Origin of the sequence: Lactobacillus sp. UMNPBX6 (genome assembly GCF_002553975.1) — a bacterium.
Classification (GTDB): Bacteria; Bacillota; Bacilli; order Lactobacillales; family Lactobacillaceae; genus Lactobacillus; species Lactobacillus gallinarum.
The window spans coordinates 1-22,259 of the sequence record NZ_PCZD01000031.1 but is presented as its reverse complement, the minus strand read 5'-3'; the positions used below and the strand labels follow the sequence as shown (position 1 = coordinate 22,259).

Annotated in this window: 20 protein-coding genes and 1 pseudogene; 17 read left to right on the top strand and 4 right to left on the bottom strand. The window is 37.2% G+C overall.

Annotation, left to right across the window (positions count from 1 at the left end; all coding sequences use genetic code 11):
* Positions 1-249: 249 nt before the first annotated feature.
* Positions 250-468, top strand: a pseudogene (locus CP357_RS06345) (amino acid:proton symporter); the annotation flags it as partial.
* Positions 469-492: 24 nt separating this feature from the next.
* On the opposite strand, the gene CP357_RS06340 reads toward CP357_RS06345, so the two are convergent.
* The gene (locus CP357_RS06340) at positions 493-1,323 is read right to left on the bottom strand and encodes a Cof-type HAD-IIB family hydrolase (protein WP_025005290.1); all 831 of its coding nucleotides are present in this window, start codon (positions 1,321-1,323) and stop codon (positions 493-495) included.
* Between the two features lie 185 nt (positions 1,324-1,508).
* Here CP357_RS06340 and CP357_RS06335 point away from each other — a divergent pair, with 185 nt between their 5' ends.
* The 6 genes from CP357_RS06335 (at position 1,509) to CP357_RS06310 (ending at position 7,144) form a co-directional block, all read left to right on the top strand.
* Positions 1,509-1,754 carry a type B 50S ribosomal protein L31 gene (locus CP357_RS06335; RefSeq protein WP_014918203.1) on the top strand — a complete coding sequence of 82 codons (246 nt, stop codon included), beginning with the start codon at positions 1,509-1,511 and terminating at the stop codon, positions 1,752-1,754.
* A gap of 126 nt (positions 1,755-1,880) precedes the next feature.
* A complete protein-coding gene (gene murF, locus CP357_RS06330; RefSeq protein WP_098036843.1) occupies positions 1,881-3,248 on the top strand; it encodes a UDP-N-acetylmuramoyl-tripeptide--D-alanyl-D-alanine ligase in 1,368 nt (455 codons plus the stop codon).
* An 11-nt stretch (positions 3,249-3,259) separates the two neighbouring features.
* On the top strand, positions 3,260-4,753 hold the full coding sequence (locus tag CP357_RS06325) for a DEAD/DEAH box helicase (protein ID WP_087176687.1): 1,494 nt from the start codon (positions 3,260-3,262) through the stop codon (positions 4,751-4,753).
* An 82-nt stretch (positions 4,754-4,835) separates the two neighbouring features.
* A complete protein-coding gene (gene acpS / locus CP357_RS06320) occupies positions 4,836-5,192 on the top strand; it encodes a holo-ACP synthase (protein ID WP_025005287.1) in 357 nt (118 codons plus the stop codon).
* A gap of 2 nt (positions 5,193-5,194) precedes the next feature.
* Positions 5,195-6,325, top strand: coding sequence for an alanine racemase (gene alr / locus CP357_RS06315; protein WP_098036842.1), 1,131 nt, complete (start codon positions 5,195-5,197; stop codon positions 6,323-6,325).
* A 249-nt stretch (positions 6,326-6,574) separates the two neighbouring features.
* Positions 6,575-7,144, top strand: a complete 570-nt coding sequence (locus CP357_RS06310; protein ID WP_098036841.1) for a TetR/AcrR family transcriptional regulator — start codon at positions 6,575-6,577, stop codon at positions 7,142-7,144.
* A gap of 53 nt (positions 7,145-7,197) precedes the next feature.
* Here the strand turns inward: CP357_RS06310 and cbpA are convergent, their stop codons facing one another.
* Together cbpA and CP357_RS06300 are read right to left on the bottom strand one after the other, a co-directional pair.
* Positions 7,198-7,905, bottom strand: a complete 708-nt coding sequence (gene cbpA, locus CP357_RS06305; RefSeq protein ID WP_025005284.1) for a cyclic di-AMP binding protein CbpA — start codon at positions 7,903-7,905, stop codon at positions 7,198-7,200.
* A 173-nt stretch (positions 7,906-8,078) separates the two neighbouring features.
* Positions 8,079-9,050 (bottom strand): L-lactate dehydrogenase, encoded by a 972-nt coding sequence (locus tag CP357_RS06300; protein ID WP_098036840.1) that lies wholly within the window; start codon positions 9,048-9,050, stop codon positions 8,079-8,081.
* Between the two features lie 133 nt (positions 9,051-9,183).
* Between CP357_RS06300 and pth the strand changes: the two genes are divergently transcribed.
* From pth to lysS, 10 genes are all read left to right on the top strand, one after another.
* Complete coding sequence (gene pth / locus CP357_RS06295) at positions 9,184-9,741, top strand: aminoacyl-tRNA hydrolase (protein WP_025005282.1); 558 nt, start codon at positions 9,184-9,186, stop codon at positions 9,739-9,741.
* Between the two features lies 1 nt (position 9,742).
* Positions 9,743-13,240, top strand: coding sequence for a transcription-repair coupling factor (gene mfd / locus CP357_RS06290; protein WP_098036839.1), 3,498 nt, complete (start codon positions 9,743-9,745; stop codon positions 13,238-13,240).
* 11 nt (positions 13,241-13,251) lie between these two features.
* The gene (locus tag CP357_RS06285; protein WP_011254102.1) at positions 13,252-13,494 is read left to right on the top strand and encodes an RNA-binding S4 domain-containing protein; all 243 of its coding nucleotides are present in this window, start codon (positions 13,252-13,254) and stop codon (positions 13,492-13,494) included.
* A gap of 66 nt (positions 13,495-13,560) precedes the next feature.
* The gene (locus CP357_RS06280; RefSeq protein WP_025005280.1) at positions 13,561-13,938 is read left to right on the top strand and encodes a septum formation initiator family protein; all 378 of its coding nucleotides are present in this window, start codon (positions 13,561-13,563) and stop codon (positions 13,936-13,938) included.
* Positions 13,938-14,300 (top strand): S1 RNA-binding domain-containing protein, encoded by a 363-nt coding sequence (locus CP357_RS06275; RefSeq protein WP_087176682.1) that lies wholly within the window; start codon positions 13,938-13,940, stop codon positions 14,298-14,300. Before CP357_RS06280 ends, CP357_RS06275 begins: the two co-directional genes overlap by 1 nt.
* Before the next feature lie 41 nt (positions 14,301-14,341).
* Complete coding sequence (gene tilS, locus CP357_RS06270; protein WP_098036838.1) at positions 14,342-15,598, top strand: tRNA lysidine(34) synthetase TilS; 1,257 nt, start codon at positions 14,342-14,344, stop codon at positions 15,596-15,598.
* Positions 15,599-15,692: 94 nt separating this feature from the next.
* Complete coding sequence (gene ftsH / locus CP357_RS06265) at positions 15,693-17,858, top strand: ATP-dependent zinc metalloprotease FtsH (RefSeq protein ID WP_025005277.1); 2,166 nt, start codon at positions 15,693-15,695, stop codon at positions 17,856-17,858.
* Positions 17,859-17,910: 52 nt separating this feature from the next.
* Positions 17,911-18,801: an Hsp33 family molecular chaperone HslO gene (gene hslO, locus CP357_RS06260; protein WP_025005276.1), complete on the top strand. Its 891-nt coding sequence runs from the start codon at positions 17,911-17,913 to the stop codon at positions 18,799-18,801.
* A gap of 77 nt (positions 18,802-18,878) precedes the next feature.
* Positions 18,879-19,904: a tRNA dihydrouridine synthase DusB gene (gene dusB / locus CP357_RS06255; protein ID WP_198995856.1), complete on the top strand. Its 1,026-nt coding sequence runs from the start codon at positions 18,879-18,881 to the stop codon at positions 19,902-19,904.
* Between the two features lie 15 nt (positions 19,905-19,919).
* Positions 19,920-21,470 (top strand): lysine--tRNA ligase, encoded by a 1,551-nt coding sequence (lysS, locus tag CP357_RS06250; RefSeq protein ID WP_087176678.1) that lies wholly within the window; start codon positions 19,920-19,922, stop codon positions 21,468-21,470.
* Positions 21,471-21,536: 66 nt separating this feature from the next.
* Here lysS and CP357_RS06245 read toward each other — a convergent pair whose 3' ends face one another.
* Positions 21,537-21,992, bottom strand: coding sequence for a GNAT family N-acetyltransferase (locus tag CP357_RS06245; protein WP_005721185.1), 456 nt, complete (start codon positions 21,990-21,992; stop codon positions 21,537-21,539).
* Positions 21,993-22,259 lie beyond the last annotated feature (267 nt).

The window sequence follows — 22,259 nt, the reverse complement described above, 5'->3', positions numbered from 1 at the left end:
GGCCGTGAACATCTTAGAAAAAGGATTAGGCAAGTGGCAGAATCCTAAAATAAAAAAAGCAGCCTTATTCGGGGCTGCAGTCCGCTAGCAACTCGCGGACTCAAAAGGCTTTGGTAATTAGACGACCTCTATCGGCAATAGCCAAAAGATTACTGCTGGTAAGTCAAGTCCGTATCTAAGCAAGTTTGTGTTCTGGTTAGCGTAAGCTAACGAGCCACTAAGCCCTAGACTTCAGTCTAGGGTAGTTGACAAGAACAATTACGTAGTTGTTGGTGGATGATTGTTTATTTGATCTTTATGTCAATAATGTCTTATGTGGGAAGCGATGGCTTTGGTGGACAAAATTGGATTAAATATCCTTTTGACTTTGTTGTAATTGCTGTAGCTTCACTTGGATTTTATTACTGGGGTATTAAAACAGGATTACGTAAAATCGATTTGTATATTGAAAAAGACAGTAAAAAATAAAGTTGCCATAGTCAACTTTATTTTTTACTTTTGTGCTTCGTTTAAATATTTGGTTAATACTTTAAAAACACCGTTATCGTTGTTGCTTGGTGCAATAAATTTAGCCATCTTTTTAACGCTATCTTGACCATTTTCCATGGCATAACTTAATCCAGCTAATTTGAGCATTTCAATATCATTTTCGCCGTCGCCAAATGCAATTAATTGAGTTCGAGGGACGTCTAGGTAAGCAAGAAATTCTTTAAGGCCGTTAGCCTTGTTAACATTATAGGGAATAATGTCCATATAGTTCCAGCCGCTAGTTGTAACGTGAATTTTTTCAACGCTTCTGCTATTGAATCCATATTCTAATTCTCGTCGAACCTTGCTAGGATAATCGACCGTAACTTTAGTATATTGATCATCTTCAGGGATCTGATCAAAGTCATCAACTTCAATACTATTAGGATAGAAATAATGATGTGATCGTTTAAATTGAGCCGGCGTACTTTTTAAAAAGTATGAATGCTTAACGCCGCTGATTAATGTGCTTTGGACGGCTCCAGGATAACGCAGATGCAAATAATCAACTAGATTTAAAATGCATTTTTTAGAAAAAGTTGTTGTACGGATGATCTTGCCATCGCGCACAAGAACCGCACCATTATCAGCAACAAAATCGACGGAATCAGTAAAATCACCGAAATCTGCTTCTAATCGTCCTGCTGGTCGTCCACTGGCAATAATAAAGTGAGCACCGTGCTTGTGTAAACGGTATAAAATTTCACCGAACATTTCATGATCATATTTCTTTTCATCATTTACAAATGTGCCATCGACATCTACTGCAACAGCTTTAAAAGGAAGATCTTTCATCTAAATTACCTCATTCAAAATAAATTCTGCTATTAGTTTAGCACTCATTGTAAGAGGTTACATGACATATTAGTTTCATACTGTGAAAAATGTCTTGAATTAGTTACTTGAAGATGTTATTCTAGTTTACGTTAATCGATTAATCTATGATCTGTAATATGGTCATGGCAAAGGAGTAATAAATTATGAAACAAGGTATTCATCCAGATTTTCAAAAAGTAGTTTTCATGGACTCAGCAACTGGTGCTAAGTTCTTAGCTGGTTCAACTTTGAAGCCAGAAGAAACTATTGACTACGAAGGCGAAACTTACCCATTAGTACGTGTTGAAGTTTCATCAGATTCACACCCATTCTACACTGGCAAGCAAAAGTTTGCTCAAGCAGATGGTCGAATCGAAAAGTTCAACAAGAAGTATGGCTTGAAGAAGTAAACCTTTGTCTGGTGGAAGCAGTCCCATTGGGGCTGCTTTTTTTCTTCATTAGATTATTTGGCAGAATGCTTGAAAGACAGTATAATGTTTTCTGTATAAAAATGTTTTTATGGGAGTAAAGATTCAATGAAAATGCAAATGGCTGAAATTGCCAAGGCTTTAAATACTACTTGTGAAGGCGACGACAAAACTATTATTACTTCTGTTGCCTTTGACTCCAGAAAGATCACAACTGGTGGTTTATTTGTACCGCTTGAAGGTGAACGTGATGGACATGATTTTGTGGCGGGTGCCATTAGCAATGGTGCTTCTGCTACGTTGTGGAAGAAAGGCCATCCAAATAAGCCTGAAGATATCACAGTAATTGAAGTAGATAATCCTCTTACTGCTATGCAAGATTTGGCGCATTATTATTTACGCAAGGTTAATCCAACTGTAGTAGGTATTACAGGCTCTAATGGTAAAACCACTACTAAGGATATGATCGCTGCAGTTTTATCTAAGCGTTTTAACGTACATAAGACACAAGCTAACTTTAATAATGAAATTGGTGTACCAATGACCATTCTTGAAATGAAGCCAAATACTGAAATTTTGGTCCTTGAAATGGGTATGGATAGACCAGGTCAGCTGCACCACCTAAGTGAATTAACTCATCCGGATGTAGCTGTCATTACTATGATTGGTGAAGCTCATATTGAATTCTTTGGCAGTCGCGACAAAATTGCTGACGCTAAGATGGAAATCACCGACTTTTTACGTGAAGATGGTGAGTTCATTTATAACGGTGATGAACCATTGTTGCAAGAACGTGCTAAAAAGCTGGATCAAGCTAAGGCCACTTTTGGTTTTAGAGATGAAGATACAGTACATGCAACTGGCTTCAAGAGCTACATGCACCACGCTACCTTTACAATTAATGATTCAGAGCAAAAATTCTCAATTCCAATGATTGGTAAGCATAATGTTTCTAATGCAATGGCTGCAATTAGCGTAGGTCATCATTTTGGTGAAAGCGATGAAGAAATTGCTTCATCATTGTCTAACTTTAAGCCAACTGCTAACCGTATGGAATGGGAAAAGGGCGATGCTGGTGAAGCGATTATGAGTGATGTTTACAACTCAAATCCAACTGCTGTTAGAGCGGTTGTTACCAGCTTTGGTCAAGTTGAAGTTAAAGACGGCGGTCGCAGAATTGCTGTACTTGGCGACATGTTAGAACTAGGTGAAAAATCGCCAGAACTTCATGCTGGATTAAGTGATACTTTAGACCCACAAATCATAAATGAAGTGTACTTGTATGGCTCTGAAATGAAGAATTTATACGATGCTTTGCAAGATAAATACGAGCCAGAGAATTTACATTATTATACTCAAGATGAAATGGATCATATGATTAATGATCTTAAAAATGACATTAAGCCGGACGACATTATCGTATTAAAGGGTTCACACGGGATGCACCTTGAAAATGTCTTAGCCCGACTAAGATAGGAGAAAATTTTTTGAAGTTTTCAGAATTAGGATTAAACGATGCGCTTCTTAAAGCGATTAAACGCTCAGGTTTTGAAGAAGCAACCCCAATCCAAGAACAAACTATTCCACTTGCTTTACAAGGAAAGGATGTAATTGGACAAGCACAAACTGGTACCGGTAAAACTGCCGCTTTTGGTTTGCCAATTTTACAATCCATTGATAAAAAAGAAAAAGCAATCCAAGCAATTATCATCGAACCAACGCGTGAACTTGCTATTCAAACACAAGAAGAATTATTCCGCTTGGGTCGTGATGAACATGCTCATGTCCAAGTGGTTTATGGTGGTGCAGATATCGGCCGTCAAATTCGTTCATTAAAGCACCACGTACCATCAATTTTGGTCGGTACACCAGGTCGGTTATTAGATCACTTAAAACGTGGCACAATTGATTTAGATAAAGTTAATACAGTAGTTTTGGATGAAGCAGATGAAATGCTCGATATGGGCTTTATCCAAGATATTGAAAGCATCTTGAGGTATGCTAAAAACCGCAAGCAAACGTTGCTTTTCAGTGCTACGATGCCTAAGCCAATCTTACGAATTGGTGAAAAATTCATGAAGGATCCTGCTATTGTTCAAATTAAGGCTAAGGAATTAACAGCTGATTTAATTGATCAATACTTTGTTCGTGCTAAGGAATCCGAAAAGTTCGATATTATGTGTCGTTTAATTGACGTCCAAGGTCCAGATTTAGCCTTAGTATTTGGTCGTACGAAGCGTCGTGTAGATGAGCTTACACGCGGATTACAAGCACGTGGCTATAATGCTGAAGGTATTCACGGAGATCTATCTCAGGCGCGTCGTATGGCAGTCTTGAAGCGATTCCGTGAAGGTAAGTTGGATATTTTAGTTGCTACTGATGTGGCAGCACGTGGTTTGGATATTTCAGGGGTAACTCACGTATATAACTACGATATTCCTCAAGATCCAGATTCATATGTTCACCGTATTGGTAGAACTGGGCGTGCAGGACAAAATGGTATCTCAGTAACCTTTGTAACTCCAAATGAAATTGGCTACATGAGAACTATCGAACAACTTACTAAGAAAAAGATGTCACCACTTCGTCCACCAACAGATGATCAAGCACTTCGCGGTCAATTAAAGCAAGCTAAGGCTGAAATCGAAGATTTGATGAATGGTGATTTGGGTAAATATACTCAAGATGCTAGTGAACTTCTTGATAACTATTCAGCTCTTGATTTAGTAGCTGCTTTTCTTAAGAACTTAGCTAAGGATTCAACAGAAATTAAGGTTAAGATTACGCCAGAAAAGCCTTTGCCATACAAGGGCGATGGTCGTCATGGTCGTGGCCGCCGAGGACGTAATGATCATGGTCGTGGACATGGCAATTATCAACGCCGTCGCAATAACAATAATAATTACCGTCACAACGGTAATCGCGGTCGTCGTGGACGTGGCAATGGACATGAATTCGTAATTAAGAATAAAAAAGATTAATTTTTTAGACTAAAAAGGAAGTTGTAATTTTTGCAACTTCTTTTTTGTATTATAATGATGTCATTGTGTGAGGTGAGAAACGATGATTAAAGGTGTAGGGATTGACTCAATTGAAGTTGAACGTGTTAAAAAGATCGTGGCAAAAGGAGATTCTTTCGCTAAGAAGGTTTTGACTCCAAAGGAATTTGCCCAGTATCAAAAGATGAAAGGCAAAAGAAAAGTTGAATATCTCGGAGGTCGTTTTTCATTAAAGGAATCTTTTTCTAAAGCTATGGGAACAGGCTTAGGCAAATACGTAGGTTTTCAAGATGTGGAAACTTTATGGGATGATTTGGGGCATCCAGTGATGACTTCAACTAAGTTTGATGGAAATATTTTCCCAAGTATCACACATGATAATCATGAAATTATTACGTTTGTAGTATTAGAGGAGAAATAAAAATGGTTCCAGGCTATCATCGTCCAGCCGTTGTAAAAGTAAATTTAGGTGCAATTAGAAGAAATATTAAGAATGAAATGCAGCACCTTGAACCAAATCAAAAGATGCTGGCTGTAGTTAAGGCTAATGGCTATGGTCATGGTGCAGTCGAAGTGGCAAAGGTTGCTGAGGAAGAAGGAGCAGCAGGATTTTGTGTTGCCATTTTAGATGAAGCATTGGAATTGCGCCGTGCTGATATTGTTAAGCCTATTTTGGTTTTGGGAGTAGTTTCTCCTGAATATGCACCAATTGCTGCTGTAAATAATGTTTCATTGACAGTACCTAATTTAGAGTGGTTAAAAGACGCCGAAAAATATTTAACAAAAGAAAACTTGCAATTAAAGATTCATTTAGGGATTGATTCTGGTATGGGTAGAATTGGTTTCAATGAAGATGATGAATTTATTGCAGCCAATAAGTTCTTGGAAAATAATAATAACTTCTTTGTTGAAGGGATGTTTGCCCATTTTGCCTCTGCAGATAGCGCTGATGAGACTTATTTCAAGCATCAATGCGAGAAATTCAAGCATATGAAGAGTTTACTAACTGTTAAACCTAAATGGATTCATGTTGATAATACTGCAGCAAGTATTTTTCATGAAGGTATCAAGAGTGATCTGGTTCGTTTTGGAATTGGAATCTATGGCTTAAATCCATCTTCAAATCCATCTTCTCCAGATTTAACTTCTGCAATTAAGTTAGAACCTGCTTTATCATTTGAAAGTGAATTAACACATGTTAAAACTATTCATAAAGGTGATGGAGTAGGCTATGGTTCTACCTTCATGGCTGAAGAAGATACAGTTATTGGAACTGTCCCTGTTGGTTATGCCGATGGTTGGATTAGAAAGTATCAAGGTTTTAAGGTAAAAGTTGGCGATGAATATTGTCCGATTGTGGGACGTATTTGTATGGATCAATTTATGGTTAAAATGCCAAAGAAAATGCCAGTTGGTACCAAAGTAGTGATTATTTCAAATAACCCGGCTGATCCAAACAATATTAAGGCGGCAGCTGATTATGTTGATACAATTCACTATGAAGTTGCTTGCTTGCTGAATGATCGGTTACCACGTGTTTATTATGAAAAATAGTAAATGAAAAAGCCGAAATCACGATTATTTTTTCGTGATTTCGGCTTTTTTTGGTTAAAAAATAAATAACTTAGGGTATTAATTGTGATATGCTCATGCTAAAATATATTAAACTTGCACATTTTGTTGAGAATTTAAAAGCTATATATAAATAGTAAAATGTTTTTTTAATAATAAACAAGGTGAAATATATTGGATATTAGAACCTAAACAACAAAAAGTAATTTGAAAAAGGCTTTGTTGCAATGTATGAAAGAACAAGCTTTTAATGAGATCAAAGTTAAAGACATTATTTTAGCATCGGGTATCAGTTCACGTACTTTTTATCAATACTATAAGGACACACACGCCTTATTATTAGCAGTTGAAGATGACATCCTAGCTGAATTTAATAAAGCATTACTCGCGGATCGTGAAGCTGTTAATGGGATCGATCATGTTTTGTCTCAAGATGAATTGATAAAAGTAGCAGAGAATATTTCTAAAAATTCAATCTCTTTCTTTTTGAAAAATAAAGATAAACTTGAAATTTTAACTTCAGATAATGGAGACATCCGCTTTTTTAATAAGATGGTTGAATATGCCAATAAAGAATTTGCCATTCGAATGGAAATGATGAATCCAAACTATAAGGCGATTTTGGCACAAGAGCAAACAATTCCACCAGATATGGTTTTAGGAATCTTTGATATTAATATCATTAATGTGGTATTGCAATTAATTAAATATAATGATGAGTTGTCTCCAGCTGATATGCGTCGTTATATTGCAGGCTATTTGACTCGAACTCCATTACAATTTTTGGGATTGATGAAATAATACAAAAAAAGCTTCTAACTTTTAATTAAGTCAGAGGCTTTTTTATATGTTTTTTAATCTTTATGTGGATGTTCGATGAAGACACCAGGATTTTCATCGCTCATGATAGTCATACCGGCTTGCAAATCTTCGATTTCAGAAACAACGAAACCTTTCTTTTGCAATTTATCTACAATGGTCTTCATTGTGATGTCGGATACGCCTGCAGGTAAAGTAAACAAGGTTCTTCTTACGAAGTCTCCTTCAAGTTCTCCAGCTGCAGCATCAAGTGTCATTACACTAGACATATTAGTATGTTTTGACACGATCTTAGACATTTTAATTAAGTTACCGCGTGCATTATCGGATAAAACAGTTAAAACATATGAACCATTTTTAACATCCCATGCGTCTGATAACATGTCTAATAATCTTGAGTGGGTAAGAATACCATAAAAATGATTATCCTCATCAAGAACAGCAATGTATGGCAAGTCTTTGATGTTAAAGAATACTCTAAAGAATGGAGAATTTACCTTAATTGTCTTAGTAGCGTTCTTAAGCAAGTAAGTTACTGGTAAATTCATGTCTCCGCCTTGAGATTTGTGGCGGTAAATGTGCATTTTATAAATATTACCGCGGAAAATAGTGCCAGTGTCATCTACAATAGGCACACATCTATATCCAGATTTCTCCAGAATATCCAATGCTTCTGCTAATGTGGCTTTTTCATTAACTGTTGTTAAGTAATCTTTCTTAATAACTAAAGATTTAATAAGCATGAGTTCGCCTCCAAATTGAAAATGTTTCAAGTAATTATAGCATAATCAGTATGTTAATTAAATATTAATTAAAGACTAGCTAAAGTAATCAAATATATTTTAACAATAGTTAGTGAAATAAAAAAGCATCTCTTCCTAAGAAAAGATGCTCTTTTAATGAACTAATTTAAGAATTATTGACGAACCTTAACGCCAGTTTCTTTGAAGGCCTTGTCCATAACCTTCTTTAATTGATCTGCTGAAGCAGTCATTAATTCTTTTTCTTTATCGCTTAATGGCATTTCAATAACTTGTTCAAGACCCTTGCGTCCAACAACTGCTGGAGTACCGATGTGAAGGTCGTGTAAGCCGTATTCCCCATCCATTGGTACTGAAAGTGGAAGTACACGGTGTTCATCGTTCAAGATAGCCTTAGCGATCATTGCTGAAGCAGTACCGATACCGTAGAAAGTAGCACCCTTCTTGTTAATGATGTCGTAAGCCATGTTAGCAACTTCCTTGTGGATGTCTTCAAGCTTAGATTCATCCATACCGTGAGCCTTAACCCAGTCGCTAACCTTTACGCCACCAACATTGTTGTAGCTCCATGCTGGGAATTCAGTATCACCGTGTTCACCAAGCATGTATGCGTTAACTGAACGTGGGTCAACGTGTTCCATTTCACCGATAACCTTTTGAAGACGACCAGTATCAAGTGAAGTACCTGAACCGATAACACGATCCTTAGGGAAACCTGACATCTTCCAAGTTGCGTGAGTCAAGATATCAACTGGGTTAGCAACAACTAAGAAGATACCTTCGAAGCCTGATTCAACAACTGGTTCAACGATTGATGATAAAATCTTCAAGTTCTTGTTAACAAGATCAAGACGAGTTTCACCTGGCTTTTGTGGAGCACCAGCAGTAATAACAACTAAGTCTGCATCCTTACAATCTGGGTAGTCAGCTGCGTAAATGTTCTTTGGAGAAGTCCAAGGAGTTGCATCAGCTAAATCGATTGCGTCACCTTCAACGTGTTCCTTAGCAATATCAATAATACCCAATTCTTCAGCGATACCTTGTTGTACCATTGAAAATGCAAAGGTAGAACCTACAGCACCATCACCGACTAAAATAACTTTACGAGGTCTTTCCTCTCTTGCCATAACAATAAATCTCCTTTTTATTAGTGATAATTTTAACAAAGAAATTATACCATGATAGCAGGCATTAATAAAATTATTATTTGCTGATTGTGCTATTATATGTAGGATTATGATGTAATGAGGGGTATATATAATGAAAATAATTGCAGGTTTAGGTAATCCAGGTCAAAAGTACGATAAAACCAAGCACAACACTGGTTTTATGACTATGGATCACTATCTTAATGAAAAAGGATTATCTTTGGACAAAGATAAGTTTGAAGGACATTGGACTAAGCAAAAAATTAATGGTGAGGATGTAATTTTGCTTGAACCTCAAACTTATATGAATGAATCAGGGCGTTCAGTTAGCCAAATTGCTAATTTCTTTAAAGTGGACCCAGAAGACGTTTTGATTATTCAAGATGATATGGATATGCCAATCGGCAAAATTAGAATTAGAGCTAATGGTAAGAGCGGTGGCCATAATGGAATTAAAAGCATTATCCGAGACTTAGGAACAGAAAAGTTTAATCGCTTAAAGATTGGGATTCGTCATCCTAAGAACACGACAGTTGTTTCATGGGTGCTTACGCCATTTAACGATGAGCAACAAAAATTAATGGATAATGCATTTGATACAAGTGTAAAGATTATCGATGACTTTATTGCAGGCCGCGATAGTCAATATTTAATGAATAAGTATAATTAAAATGCGTTTAACAGAAATATTAAAAGAAGATCAAGACTTAAATAATTTTATTGCAAAGACTAAACAAGTAAAGAATTCACTAATCACTGGCGCTAATGCCGGTGCTTTTAGTCTACTTTTAAAACAAATCGTAACTGAGTTAGATGCTCCACTTATTTTAGTAGAGGAAAATGAAAATAAGGCTCAGAATTTATACGGAGAATTAAGTGCAATTCTACCTGATGATAGTGTACAAATCTTTCCTGTAGATGCCACTATTGCTACACAAACGGCAGTCAGTTCACCAGATGAGTTAAGTAATCGGATTGAGGCACTTAACTTTTTATTAAGTAAAAAAGCTGGGATTGTAGTAACTACACCGCAAGGCTTGCAATATAAATTGTCTGCTCCTGACGAATTTGCTCAAGCTAAGAAAGATTTTGAACCTGGCAAAGAATACGAATTAACTGACTTAAATAAATGGCTAGTTAGTTTGGGATATAAAAAAGAAGCGTTAGTTGCTCGGCCAGGAGAATTTGCTATTCGTGGTGATATTTTAGATGTATATCCTTTAGACAGAGAGAATCCAGTAAGAATTGAATTCTTTGGTGATGAAATTGATACGATCAAGGGATTTGATCTAGCAACTCAGCGTAGTCAAAAAGAAATTGATCGTGTTGAAATTTCTGCAGCTCAAGATCGAGTATTTTCTAGTGAAGCTATTGAAGCTGCGGCAAAAGCAATAGAAAAAGATATGGGGGATGCACCTGCACCGGATAAGGCAGTCAAAGATCACTTTACGGTGGCACTCGATGCTTTGAATGCAGGTGGATTACCAGATAATTATGCCTTTTTGGTGGATTATTTAATTAAAAAGCCAAGTAGCTTATTAGAATATTTAGATAAAAATGGTCAAATCTTGATTGATGATCTGCCTTTAATCAAACAAGCGGTAGAGACTGTAGATAAGCAAAATGCAGCTTTTATTAGTGATGAACTAAAAACTGGTGCAATGCTGCCGAAGCAAACTTTGCGCAGTGATTTTGATCAAGTATTAACTAAAGATAAGCACCATAGAATATATTTCTCTCTTTTCCAGCGCAGTATGGGACGAATTCGTTTGGGACAGATGCTCAATTGGCAAACGCGTGAACCAGAACAATTCTTTAGTCAAATGCCCCTAATTAAGTCAGAACTTGAGTCGTATCAAAAATCTGGTCAAACAGTTGTACTACAAGCAGATAATGCGAAAAGAGCTAAACAAATCGATCAAACAATGGTCGACTTTGGTCTAAACTTGCCAATTGTAGATAAAAATGAAATCTCAGAAGGTAAATCGCAAATCGTAGTAGCGGGTTATACCAGCGGTTTTAGTTTACCTTCGGTGAAGTTAGTTTATTTGACCGAACGCGAACTTTTTAACAAGCGTCCACAGCGTAAAAAGAGAATCAAAACTCTGGAAAATGCTCAGAGATTACGTAATTATACTGAGTTAAAGCCAGGGGATTATGTTGTCCATGTTAATCATGGTATTGGTCGTTTTGAAGGAATTAAAACACTAGAAAATAATGGCGTTAAGCGTGATTACATTACCATCACCTATCAACATGGCGATCAATTATTTGTACCAGCAGATCAGCTTAGTTTGGTACAAAAGTATGTGGCTTCTGAAGGAAAGACGCCTCATATTAACAAACTTGGTGGTAGTGAATGGGCTAAAACTAAGCGTAAGGTCCAATCTAAGGTTGAAGATATTGCTGATGATTTGATAGAGCTTTATGCTAAGCGCGAATCGGAAAAAGGTTTTGCTTTTTCACCAGATGACGATTTGCAAAAACAATTCGAAGATGCCTTTCCATATGCAGAGACTCCGGATCAGTTACGTTCAATTAAAGAAATCAAGGAAGATATGGAAAAGCCGAAACCGATGGATCGTCTAGTTGTAGGAGACGTTGGTTTTGGTAAAACAGAAGTAGCTTTAAGGGCGGCTTTTAAAGCAATTCAGGATAATAAACAAGTAGCTTTTTTAGTGCCAACAACTATTTTGGCTCAGCAGCACTATGAAACTATTCAAGATCGTTTCAAAGATTTTCCTGTTAATACTGCGATGCTTTCTCGTTTTCAAACTCCAGCTGAATCTAAGGAGATTATTGAGGGACTGAAGGAAGGAAAAATTGATTTAGTCGTAGGTACCCACAGACTGTTATCAAAGGATGTTGAATTTAAAGATCTTGGATTGTTAATAGTTGATGAAGAGCAGCGCTTTGGCGTTAAGCATAAAGAAAGGCTAAAGCAGTTAAAGGCTAATATTGACGTGTTGACTCTCACTGCTACGCCAATTCCTAGAACTTTGCATATGTCGATGGTTGGGGTGCGCGATTTATCTGTGATGGAAACTCCGCCTCAGAATAGATATCCAATTCAAACTTATGTGATGGAACAAATTCCAAGCGTAGTAAGGGATGCATGTTTGCGTGAAATGCAGCGTGATGGACAGGTCTTTTACCTACATAATCGAATTAGTGATATCGATGAAACTGTGGAAAAGCTGCAACAATTAATCCCGAATGCGCGGATTGCTAGTGCTCATGGACGAATGAGTCAAAATCAATTGGAAGACATTTTGTATCGGTTTTTGAACCGTGAATTTGATATTTTAGTAACGACGACCATCATTGAAACGGGTATCGACATGCCTAATGTTAATACGATGATTATCGAAGATGCTGATCACTATGGTTTGAGCCAGCTTTATCAGCTGCGAGGGAGAATCGGTCGTAGTGCCAGACTTGCCTATGCATATTTTCTGTACCAGCCTAACAAAGTTTTAACCGAAGTTGGTGAAAAACGCCTAGATGCAATCCGCGATTTTACTGAATTAGGGTCAGGCTTTAAGATTGCTATGCGTGATTTGTCGATTAGAGGAGCTGGCAATATGCTGGGAGCCCAGCAGCACGGCTTTATTGATAGTGTTGGTTATGATTTGTATTCACAAATGCTTAGCGATGCAATTAAAGAGCGTAAGGGTAAGAAGACAGTTAAGAAGTCAAATGCAGAGATTGATTTAAAACTTGAAGCCTATATTCCAGATTCATATATTGGCGACCAAGAAGAAAAAATCGAATTTTACAAAAAGATTAAAGCAGTCAATAATCAGGAAGAATTAGATAAAATTGAAGATGAACTAATTGATCGCTTTGGTGATTATCCAGCAGCTGTTGAGAATTTACTTGCTGTAGCTGGGTTAAAGGTAGATGCTGATCTAGCTCAAGTCTTAAATGTACTGAAAAAAGATAATAATACTATTAAGGTTGAGTTTAATAATGCTGCTTCACATGAATTAGAAGGACCTAATATTTTCAGAGCATTAGAACACGTAAGTCTTAAAGCACGTATTAGCATGAATCAAGAAAAAAGAATGGTTGTTTTGCTGCAACTGCCTGATAAGATGAAGAATCGAGTTTTGTTTAATGAATTAACTACGTTCTTAGAGGCTGCCAGCGAAATAGTGCAAAGATAGAGGTATAAATTATGAGAATTGATAAATTTTTAAAGGTTTCAAGATTAGTTAAGAGAAGAACTGTTGCTAAGGAAATGGCAGATCAAGGCCGAATTAAAGTTAATGGACGAGTAGTTAAGTCCAGTTACGATGTAAAAATCGATGATATTATTGAAATTGGTTACGGTGCGCGAGTAATTAAAGCCAAGGTTTTGAATATTCGCGAAACCACTAAAAAGGCTGAAGCAAGTGAACTTTACGAGTTAGTTGATTGATGACTTTCCCATAAATCGTTGTTATACTTAACGTAAACGATATTTGTTATAACAGAGGATAAAAAAATGAATCATGGTCCACATATTTACAATTCGTTAAGTCCAGAAGCTCAGAGAGAGAAGCTACTTCGTAAGCAAGCGAAAATCGAAAAACGAGTTCATCGCATTCGATTAAATAGAATTGTTGCTGTTTTTGCTATTATATTTGTGATTTTGGGTATTCAAATTACAATTAAAGTTTCACAAACAAAGCGTATTAACAATCAAGTACAAGTTGAAAAACGAGGATTGGCTAAAGTTAAGAAAACAGCTAAAACTTTAAAGACCAAGAGACAGAATCTCGATGATCCAAACTACGTTGCTAAATTAATTCGTTATAAGTTTTATTATTCTAAATCAAATGAAAATGTTTATAACGTGCACGAAAGAAATGATAATGATTAATGAAGAAGTATCAAGCCGGTAACCGGGTAACCGGGGTGATTAATAACATTACCGATTTAGGTATTTTTGTTACATTGCCTAATAGACATTCAGGATTAGTTCATCACAGTGATTTTGGTAATAATTGGGCGCGAGAAAGGCGTCAATATCAAGTAGGCCAAAAGGTTCGCGTTGTTGTCGTGCATGTCAATAGAGGCAGATTTAATCTGTCAATTGCACGCGTAAATGATCCTGATTTAGTTGATCATGATAATCAATTCTCTGATACTAAACCTGCAGAATTTGATCAGGTTTTGAACAAAGTAAGTAGAGATGCTAAAAAGGAAATTGATGAATTAAAAAAGGTTTTGAATAAAAATTAAAAATGACCCGTAATGGGTCATTTTTTTAGTTAGGGAGATTTATGAAAGTAGTAGATTTCTTTAGAAAAAATGGAATAGATTTAGAAGGTAAAACATTATTAGTGGCCGCAAGTGGAGGCCCTGATTCGATGGCTCTTCTTGATATGCTTAAAAACTTGCAAGCCAAAAAGAATTTTCAATTAATGGCTGCACATTTTAATCATCAATTAAGAGAAGACAGTGAGGAAGAAAGCGAGCTTCTAAAAAAATACTGTGATGAAAAAAATGTGCCATTATTTATTGCAAAATGGCCTAAAGAAGAACAACGGCAAGTGGGAATAGAGGCTGCAGCAAGACATGCGCGCTATGCTTTTTTAACACAAATAGCTAAAGAAAATAAGGCTGATTATTTGTTAACTGCCCATCACGGGGACGATTTGCTGGAAAATATCTTGCTTAAATTTATTCGCTCAGGTAATCCCGAAGAGATGAATAGCCTGCAAAGAGTGGGTGAAATGCATGGTGTAAAATTGTTGCGACCATTGTTGGGATACAGCAAGGACGAGCTATTGCAATATAATCAAGCTCATCGAATTGATTTTATAACTGATTCAACTAATCAGGCCGATGAAACGATGCGTAATCGCTTGCGCCATCATGTGGTGCCATTACTCAAAAAAGAAAATCCTGCTTTGATCAAGAATGCACTTTTTTTTAGTCAAAAAATGGATGAATTGATCGATTATGTTGATGAAAAAAATATTGCAGTCGGTCAATTGGAACGTTTTCTAAATGTTGCGTATCGCATTAAGAGTGAAAAATTAAAGCGATTGACGACTAAAGAAAGAACCTTTTTCTGGCAGAGAATGATTTGGCAAAAATATCATAGACGGGTTAATGAAAATTTGGGTAATTTCGCAGTCATTGAATATCAAAATTACTTTTATTTGTATAAAAAGCAAAATATTTCCGAAGTTAAAAAACAGGTAATTAGTTTAAATCAGCCATTTGTGTTTAAAAATAGAAAAATGGTGTTATATACTGAAAGAAAAGCCGGTATAAAGCTGATTGGTGATTTTTGGTTTAAGCCAAATACTGCTTTTAGTGTGGGAGAATTAACGGCGGGGAGTAAACTTCTGCTGCAAAATGGACATCATGTTAAAGCAAAAAAGAAGTTTGCAGAAAATGAGATTCCACTAGCTTTACGACCATTTTGCTTAGCCATTTATGCAGAAAACGAACCAATTTTTGTGGAGAAAATTTATCAAAACCAAAATTGGATCAAAAATGGCAAACATTATTTTCTATATAATTCTTAAAAAGTCTTCAAAATAGTTGAAAATATTAGTGGTAGCATCTTATTTTGTGATAAAATTTTAAACGTATAACTTAGAGACTTTGCGGAGGTTTTTTATGAAGAATAACCGGAATCGGCTGTTATCAAACGGCCTATTCTATATAGTTGTGTTCCTTTTGCTCCTATGGGGAATCAACTGGGCACTCGGCGGTTCTAACAATAGTGGTAGCTCAGAAAATATCAGCTATTCACAATTTGTTAAAGATTTGCGTCAAGGCAAAGTTAAAAACTTTAGTGTTCAACCTGCAAACGGTGTATATACTGTTTCAGGTAGTTACAAGACTGCACAAACAACAAAGAATCAATCAAATAATAGTTTTGATTTCTTTAGTAATAACTCAAGTAGAAAAGTATCACGCTTCTCTACTACTATGTTACAAAATGATTCTACCGTTTCTAACGTGCAAAACTTGGCACAAAAGAGTAACGCTCGGATGACGACTCAAGGAGAATCACAGTCTGGCAATTGGATTTCAACCATTGTCATGCTTGTGCCAACCGTTTTGTTTATTGTCATGCTTTGGATGATGATGAATCAAGGTGGTGCTGGCCGTGGCGGCAGCGGCGGAATTATGAATTTCGGTCGTTCACACGTCAAGCCAGAAGATCCTTCTAAGAATAAGGTTCGTTTCTCTGACGTAGCCGGTGAAGAAGAAGAAAAACAAGAATTAGTAGAAGTTGTTGAATTTTTAAAGGATCCATCAAAATATACTAAGTTAGGTGCTAGAATCCCATCTGGTGTTTTACTTGAGGGTCCTCCTGGTACTGGTAAAACCTTGCTTGCACGTGCTGTAGCTGGTGAAGCTAACGTGCCATTTTACTCAATTTCAGGTTCTGACTTTGTTGAAATGTTTGTTGGTGTTGGTGCAAGTCGTGTACGTGACTTGTTCAATAATGCCAAGAAGAATGCACCAAGTATTATCTTTATTGATGAAATTGATGCCATCGGTCGTCGTCGTGGCAATGGCACCGGCGGTGGCAACGATGAACGTGAACAAACTTTGAACCAATTATTGGTTGAAATGGATGGTTTTGAAGGCGATGAAGGTGTTATCGTCATTGCCGCTACTAACCGTTCAGATGTGTTGGATCCGGCTTTACTTCGTCCAGGTCGTTTTGACCGTAAGGTTTTAGTTGGTCGTCCAGACGTACGTGGCCGTGAAGCTATTTTGAAGGTTCATGCTAAAAACAAGCCACTTGCTCCAGATGTAGACTTGAAGGAAGTTGCTCGTCAAACTCCTGGGTTCGTTGGTGCAGATTTGGCTAATGTCTTGAACGAAGCTGCTTTGGTTGCTGCACGTAGAAATGGTACTGAAATTACTGCATCAGATATTGATGAAGCTGAAGACCGTGTCATTGCAGGTCCAGCTAAGAAGGATCGTTTAATTGCAGAACCAGAAAGACGCCGTGTTGCTTTCCACGAAGCAGGACACTCAATCTGTGGTTTGGTCTTAAGTGATTCTAGAACAGTTCGTAAGGTAACTATTGTGCCACGTGGTCGTGCCGGTGGTTACAACATCATGTTGCCTAAAGATGACCAGTTCATTTTGACTAAGAAACAATTATTTGAACAAATTGTTGGTTTAATGGGTGGTCGTGCTGGTGAAGAAGCAACTATTGGTGATAAGTCAACTGGTGCTTCTAACGACTTTGAACAAGCTACTGCTATTGCTCACAGCATGGTAGTAAATTACGGGATGACTGAATCATTGGGTATGGTTGAACTTGAAAAAGAGGGCGAAACCAATCCATACGGCTTTAAGCCATACAGTGAAGCTACTTCAGCTAAAATTGACGAAGCCGTTAAGAAGATCTTGGATGAAGCTCACGCTAAAGCACTTGAGATTGTTAAGGAAAACAAGGAAAAGCATAGAATTATCGCTGAAGCCTTGCTTAAGTACGAAACTTTAGACGAAAAGCAAATCATGTCTTTATACAAGACTGGTAAGATGCCTGAAAAATACGAAAGTGAATATCCAAGTGAATCCAAGGCTTCAACTTATGAAGAAGCTAAGGCTGCTGCAGAAAAGCGTGAAGTTGAAAAAGCAGAAAAGAAAGATTCAGATCAAGCATTAGCTAAACAAGAAAAATCTGCTTTGGAAACTCCATCAGAAAAGAATCATGAAGTTGAAGAAAATAATCCTGAAAATCCAGAAAAAACTGAAAATTCAGATAACTCAACTAAAGATACTTCTGCAGATGAAGAGCACAAAGATAATTAGATAAAAATGGGGCCTGTAACGGGCTCTATTTTTTTAGAGAGAAGGAATAAATATGAGTGATTATTTAGTAAAATCAATCGATAAAACTAAAAATTTACGTTTACTGACAATTACCGCTAAAGATGTTGTTGGTGAAGCACAAAAGCGTCATGATTTATGGTCTGCTTCTTCTGCTGTTCTTGGTCGTACACTGGTTGGTACGCTTTTGTTAGCGGGCGCCGAATTAACTGATAAAGAAGAATTGACAGTTAGATTGATGGGCAACGGCCCTGTAGGTCCAACTATTGTTACAGCTACTGCCGATTTAAAGGTGAAGGGTTACGTACGCAATCCACATATTGCTTTGCCACCAAAGAAGAATGGCCATATTGATGTAAAAAGAGCTGTTGGTCAAGGTATGCTTGAAGTTACCAAAGATTTAGGCTTAAAAGAACCATATACTGGTCAAGTTCCGATTGTTTCTGGTGAAATTGCAGAAGATTTTGCATATTATTTGACGAAGTCAGAACAAATTCCGTCAGCAGTTGGTTTATCTGTTTTTGTTAATCCAAATAATTCTATCGGCGAAGCTGGCGGATTTATGCTTCAAGCTTTACCAGGTGCCAGTGATGCTTTGATTACTGAAACAATTAAGAGAATTAAAGCTTTGCCAGCTCTTTCTACTGCATTTTTAGATGGAATGACACCAGAAGATTTAGCACGTAAGATCTTAGGCACTGACTGTAAGATTCTTGAAAAAGATGATGTAGCATTTAGCTGTGACTGTTCTAAAGAAAAATATGCAGGTATTCTTGAAACTTTGAAGAGTTCACAATTAAAGGCCATGATTAATGAAGATCATGGTGCAGAACTTACTTGCAATTTCTGCGGAAATAAGTATCATTACACTGAAGATGAATTAAAGGCTATTTTAGCCAAGAAAAATGAAGAAAAAGATTATTAATTAAATAAAAAGTCCTAGGGTTTTGTCCTGCGGGGCTTTTTTGATATTATAATAAGGTATTTTGAAAGGATGATTTGGTGGATAACAGCTGGAAAATTCGCGATATCACCATTCCTAACCGAGTTGTTGTTGCGCCGATGGCGGGAGTTTCAAATTCGGCGTTCCGCGTTGTATGTAAGAAATTCGGAGCTGGGCTGGTTGTTTGCGAAATGATTTCTGATCATGGAATTATTTATCGAAACAAAAAGACCTTAAGCATGATGGATGTAGATCCACGAGAGCACCCAATGAGTATTCAGATCTTTGGGGGAACTGAAGAAACATTACTTCAAGCTGCTCAATACATTGATCAACATACTGATGCTGACATTATTGATATTAATATGGGTTGTCCTGTGCCTAAAGTAACTAAAACCGATGCTGGTTCAAAATGGCTGCTTGATTCTAATAAAATTTATCAAATGGTCCATGCCGTGGTGCAAAATGTGCAGAAACCTGTTTCTGTTAAAATGAGAACAGGTTGGGATAAAAAGCACGTGTTCGCGGTAGAAAATGCTTTGGCTGCTCAAGAAGCAGGTGCTAGCATGATCGCAATGCATGGTCGCACCCGTAAGCAAATGTACCAAGGTGAAGCAGATTGGGAGATTTTGCACGATGTAGCTCAAGTGCTTGATGTGCCGTTTGTAGCTAACGGTGACATTAGAACTCCCGAGCTTGCCAAGAAGGCTTTAGATGAAATTGGTTGTACTGCTGTGATGGTAGGACGTGCTGCTTTAGGTAATCCTTGGATTTTAAAGGATATGACGCATTATCTAGAGACCGGTGAAAAATTACCACCACAAACAGTGCGTGAGAAGGTAGAAACTGCTAAGCATCAACTTCATGCGTTAGTTAAAATTCATGGTGAAAAGCGAGCAGTACCAGAATTTCGTCAACAGGCTGCATACTATTTAAAGGGAATTCCCCGTTCAGCCCGTACTCGTGCTAAAATAAATGAGGTCTGGACGCGTCAAGAAGTATATGACTTACTCGACAATTTTGTTGATGAGTATGAAAAAAGAGAAAAAGCTCGTGCTGCAAGACGCGCGGCAATGAACAAATAATGGAGGAAAAATAAATTGGCAAAGAACGAAATGAATGACCAATTACGTGTTCGTCGTCAAAAGATGGACGAAATGCGTGAAAACGGAATTGAACCATTCGGTCAAAGAAAGTTTGATCGTCAAGATTTAGCAAGTACTTTGGAAGAAAAGTATGGTAAAGAAGATAAAGACGAATTAAACGATGATATGCCTAAGACCAAGATTGCAGGTCGTATGCTTGCAAAGCGTGGTAAGGGTAAGGTAGGTTTCGCAGACCTTTACGACCGTACTGGTAAGATTCAAATTTATGTACGTAAGGATATCGTAGGCGAAGACAACTACAAGGTCTTTAAGAAATCAGATATTGGTGACTTCTTGGGTATTGATGGGGAAGTTATGAAGACTGATACTGGTGAGTTGACTATTCGTGCTACTCACGTAACCTTCTTATCAAAGGCTCTTCGTCCTTTGCCAGATAAGTACCACGGCTTAAAGGATGTTGAAGCAATTTATCGTCAACGTTACCTTGATTTGATCACTAACCGTGACAGCTACATGCGCTTTGTTCACCGTACTCAAATCATTCAAGCTATTCGTGATTACTTAAACAAGCAAAACTTCTTAGAAGTTGAAACTCCAGTACTTCACAACATTCCTGGTGGTGCTGAAGCTCGTCCATTTATTACTCACCACAACGCTTTGGATATTAACCTTTACATGAGAATTGCTTTGGAACTTCCACTTAAGCGTTTGATTGTTGGTGATATGGAACGTGTTTACGAAATCGGCCGTGTATTCAGAAACGAAGGTTTGGACACTCACCACAACCCAGAATTTACTGAACTTGAAAGTTACGCAGCATACTGGGACTACCACGATGTTATGGATGAAGCTGAAGGTATTATCCGTGCTGCAGCTAAGGTTGTTTCAGATGACGGTAAGATCACTTACCAAGGTACTGACATTGATTTGGGCAAGCCATTCCGCCGTGTTCACATGGTTGACTTGATCAAGGAAAAGACTGGCGTTGACTTCTGGAAGCCAATGACTCTTGAAGAAGCAACTAAGATTGCGGAAGACCACGACATCCACGTTGAAAAGTTCTGGAAAGTTGGTCACATTATTAACGCCTTCTTTGAAAAGTACTGTGAAGAAACTATTGTTGACCCAACCTTCGTTTACGGTCACCCAGTAGAAATCTCACCACTTGCTAAGAAGAATGCTGACGATCCAAGATTTACTGATCGTTTTGAAATTTACATCATGGGTGAAGAATACGGTAACGCCTTCTCAGAATTGAATGATCCTGATGATCAACGTGAACGTTTCGAAGCTCAAATGGAAGAACGTGAAGCAGGTAACGACGAAGCTGATATGATCGATGAAGATTACCTTCGTGCTATGGAATACGGTATGCCACCTACAGGTGGTTTGGGTATCGGTATTGACCGTTTGGTAATGCTTTTAACTGATGCTCCAGCTATTCGTGATGTTCTTTTGTTCCCAACAATGCGTCCAGAACGTGTTGAAAGCGTAGAAGCTGAAGTTAAGGCTGATATGGAAAAGAAGAATAAAGAAAACAAATAGTATTATAAATTAAAAAACTCTTATCTATGTTTTAAGCATGGATAAGAGTTTTTGTTTATGTATTTTTTAATTGAGAATCATTTTTTCATCAGAGTATTTTTTAGGATCATTTAAATCCCATTGCTGATATCTAACTTCTTGACACTTAAAGCCTAATTTTTTGTAAAGCTTTTTGGCCTTAGTATTTTCTGCAAATACGTCAAGACTAACTGGTCGACTCATGTACCTCAAAGCTGTCGTTGCTAAAGCATACCCGATACCTTTATTTTGATGAATTGGATCTACATAAATGTAATCCAGTTCTTGGGGATGGACTGCAACGAAGCCCAATATGCTGTCAGCATCATAAGCTACATAAATTTTGCAGGAGAAAAAATCATCCTTATATGGAGCTGTCTCTAAAGGTATGAAGTATTTTTCCGCACCACCAATTGTTAGCTCTTCTTTACGACTAACGTCGTGAATGCGGCATACTTCAGCATAATCGTTTGGTTGATATTCTCTGATATTAAATTTTGGCATGTTTTTCTCGCTTCCCAATATTAAGATTTTGATTTAGAAAGCAATAGTACGTAATCTCATGTGAAATCTCCTTTAATTAAATTGAAGATATTGTAGCAATTTTTTTAATTCGGTACAATAACTAAAATTAACTTAGTTAAAAACAGATAAGTAATATTTTTTCAAAAAGTATTTGCAAAGAGAATAATTTTTGCTATAATACTTTTTGTATCGCGGAAGTAGTTCAGTGGTAGAACATCACCTTGCCATGGTGGGGGTCGCGGGTTC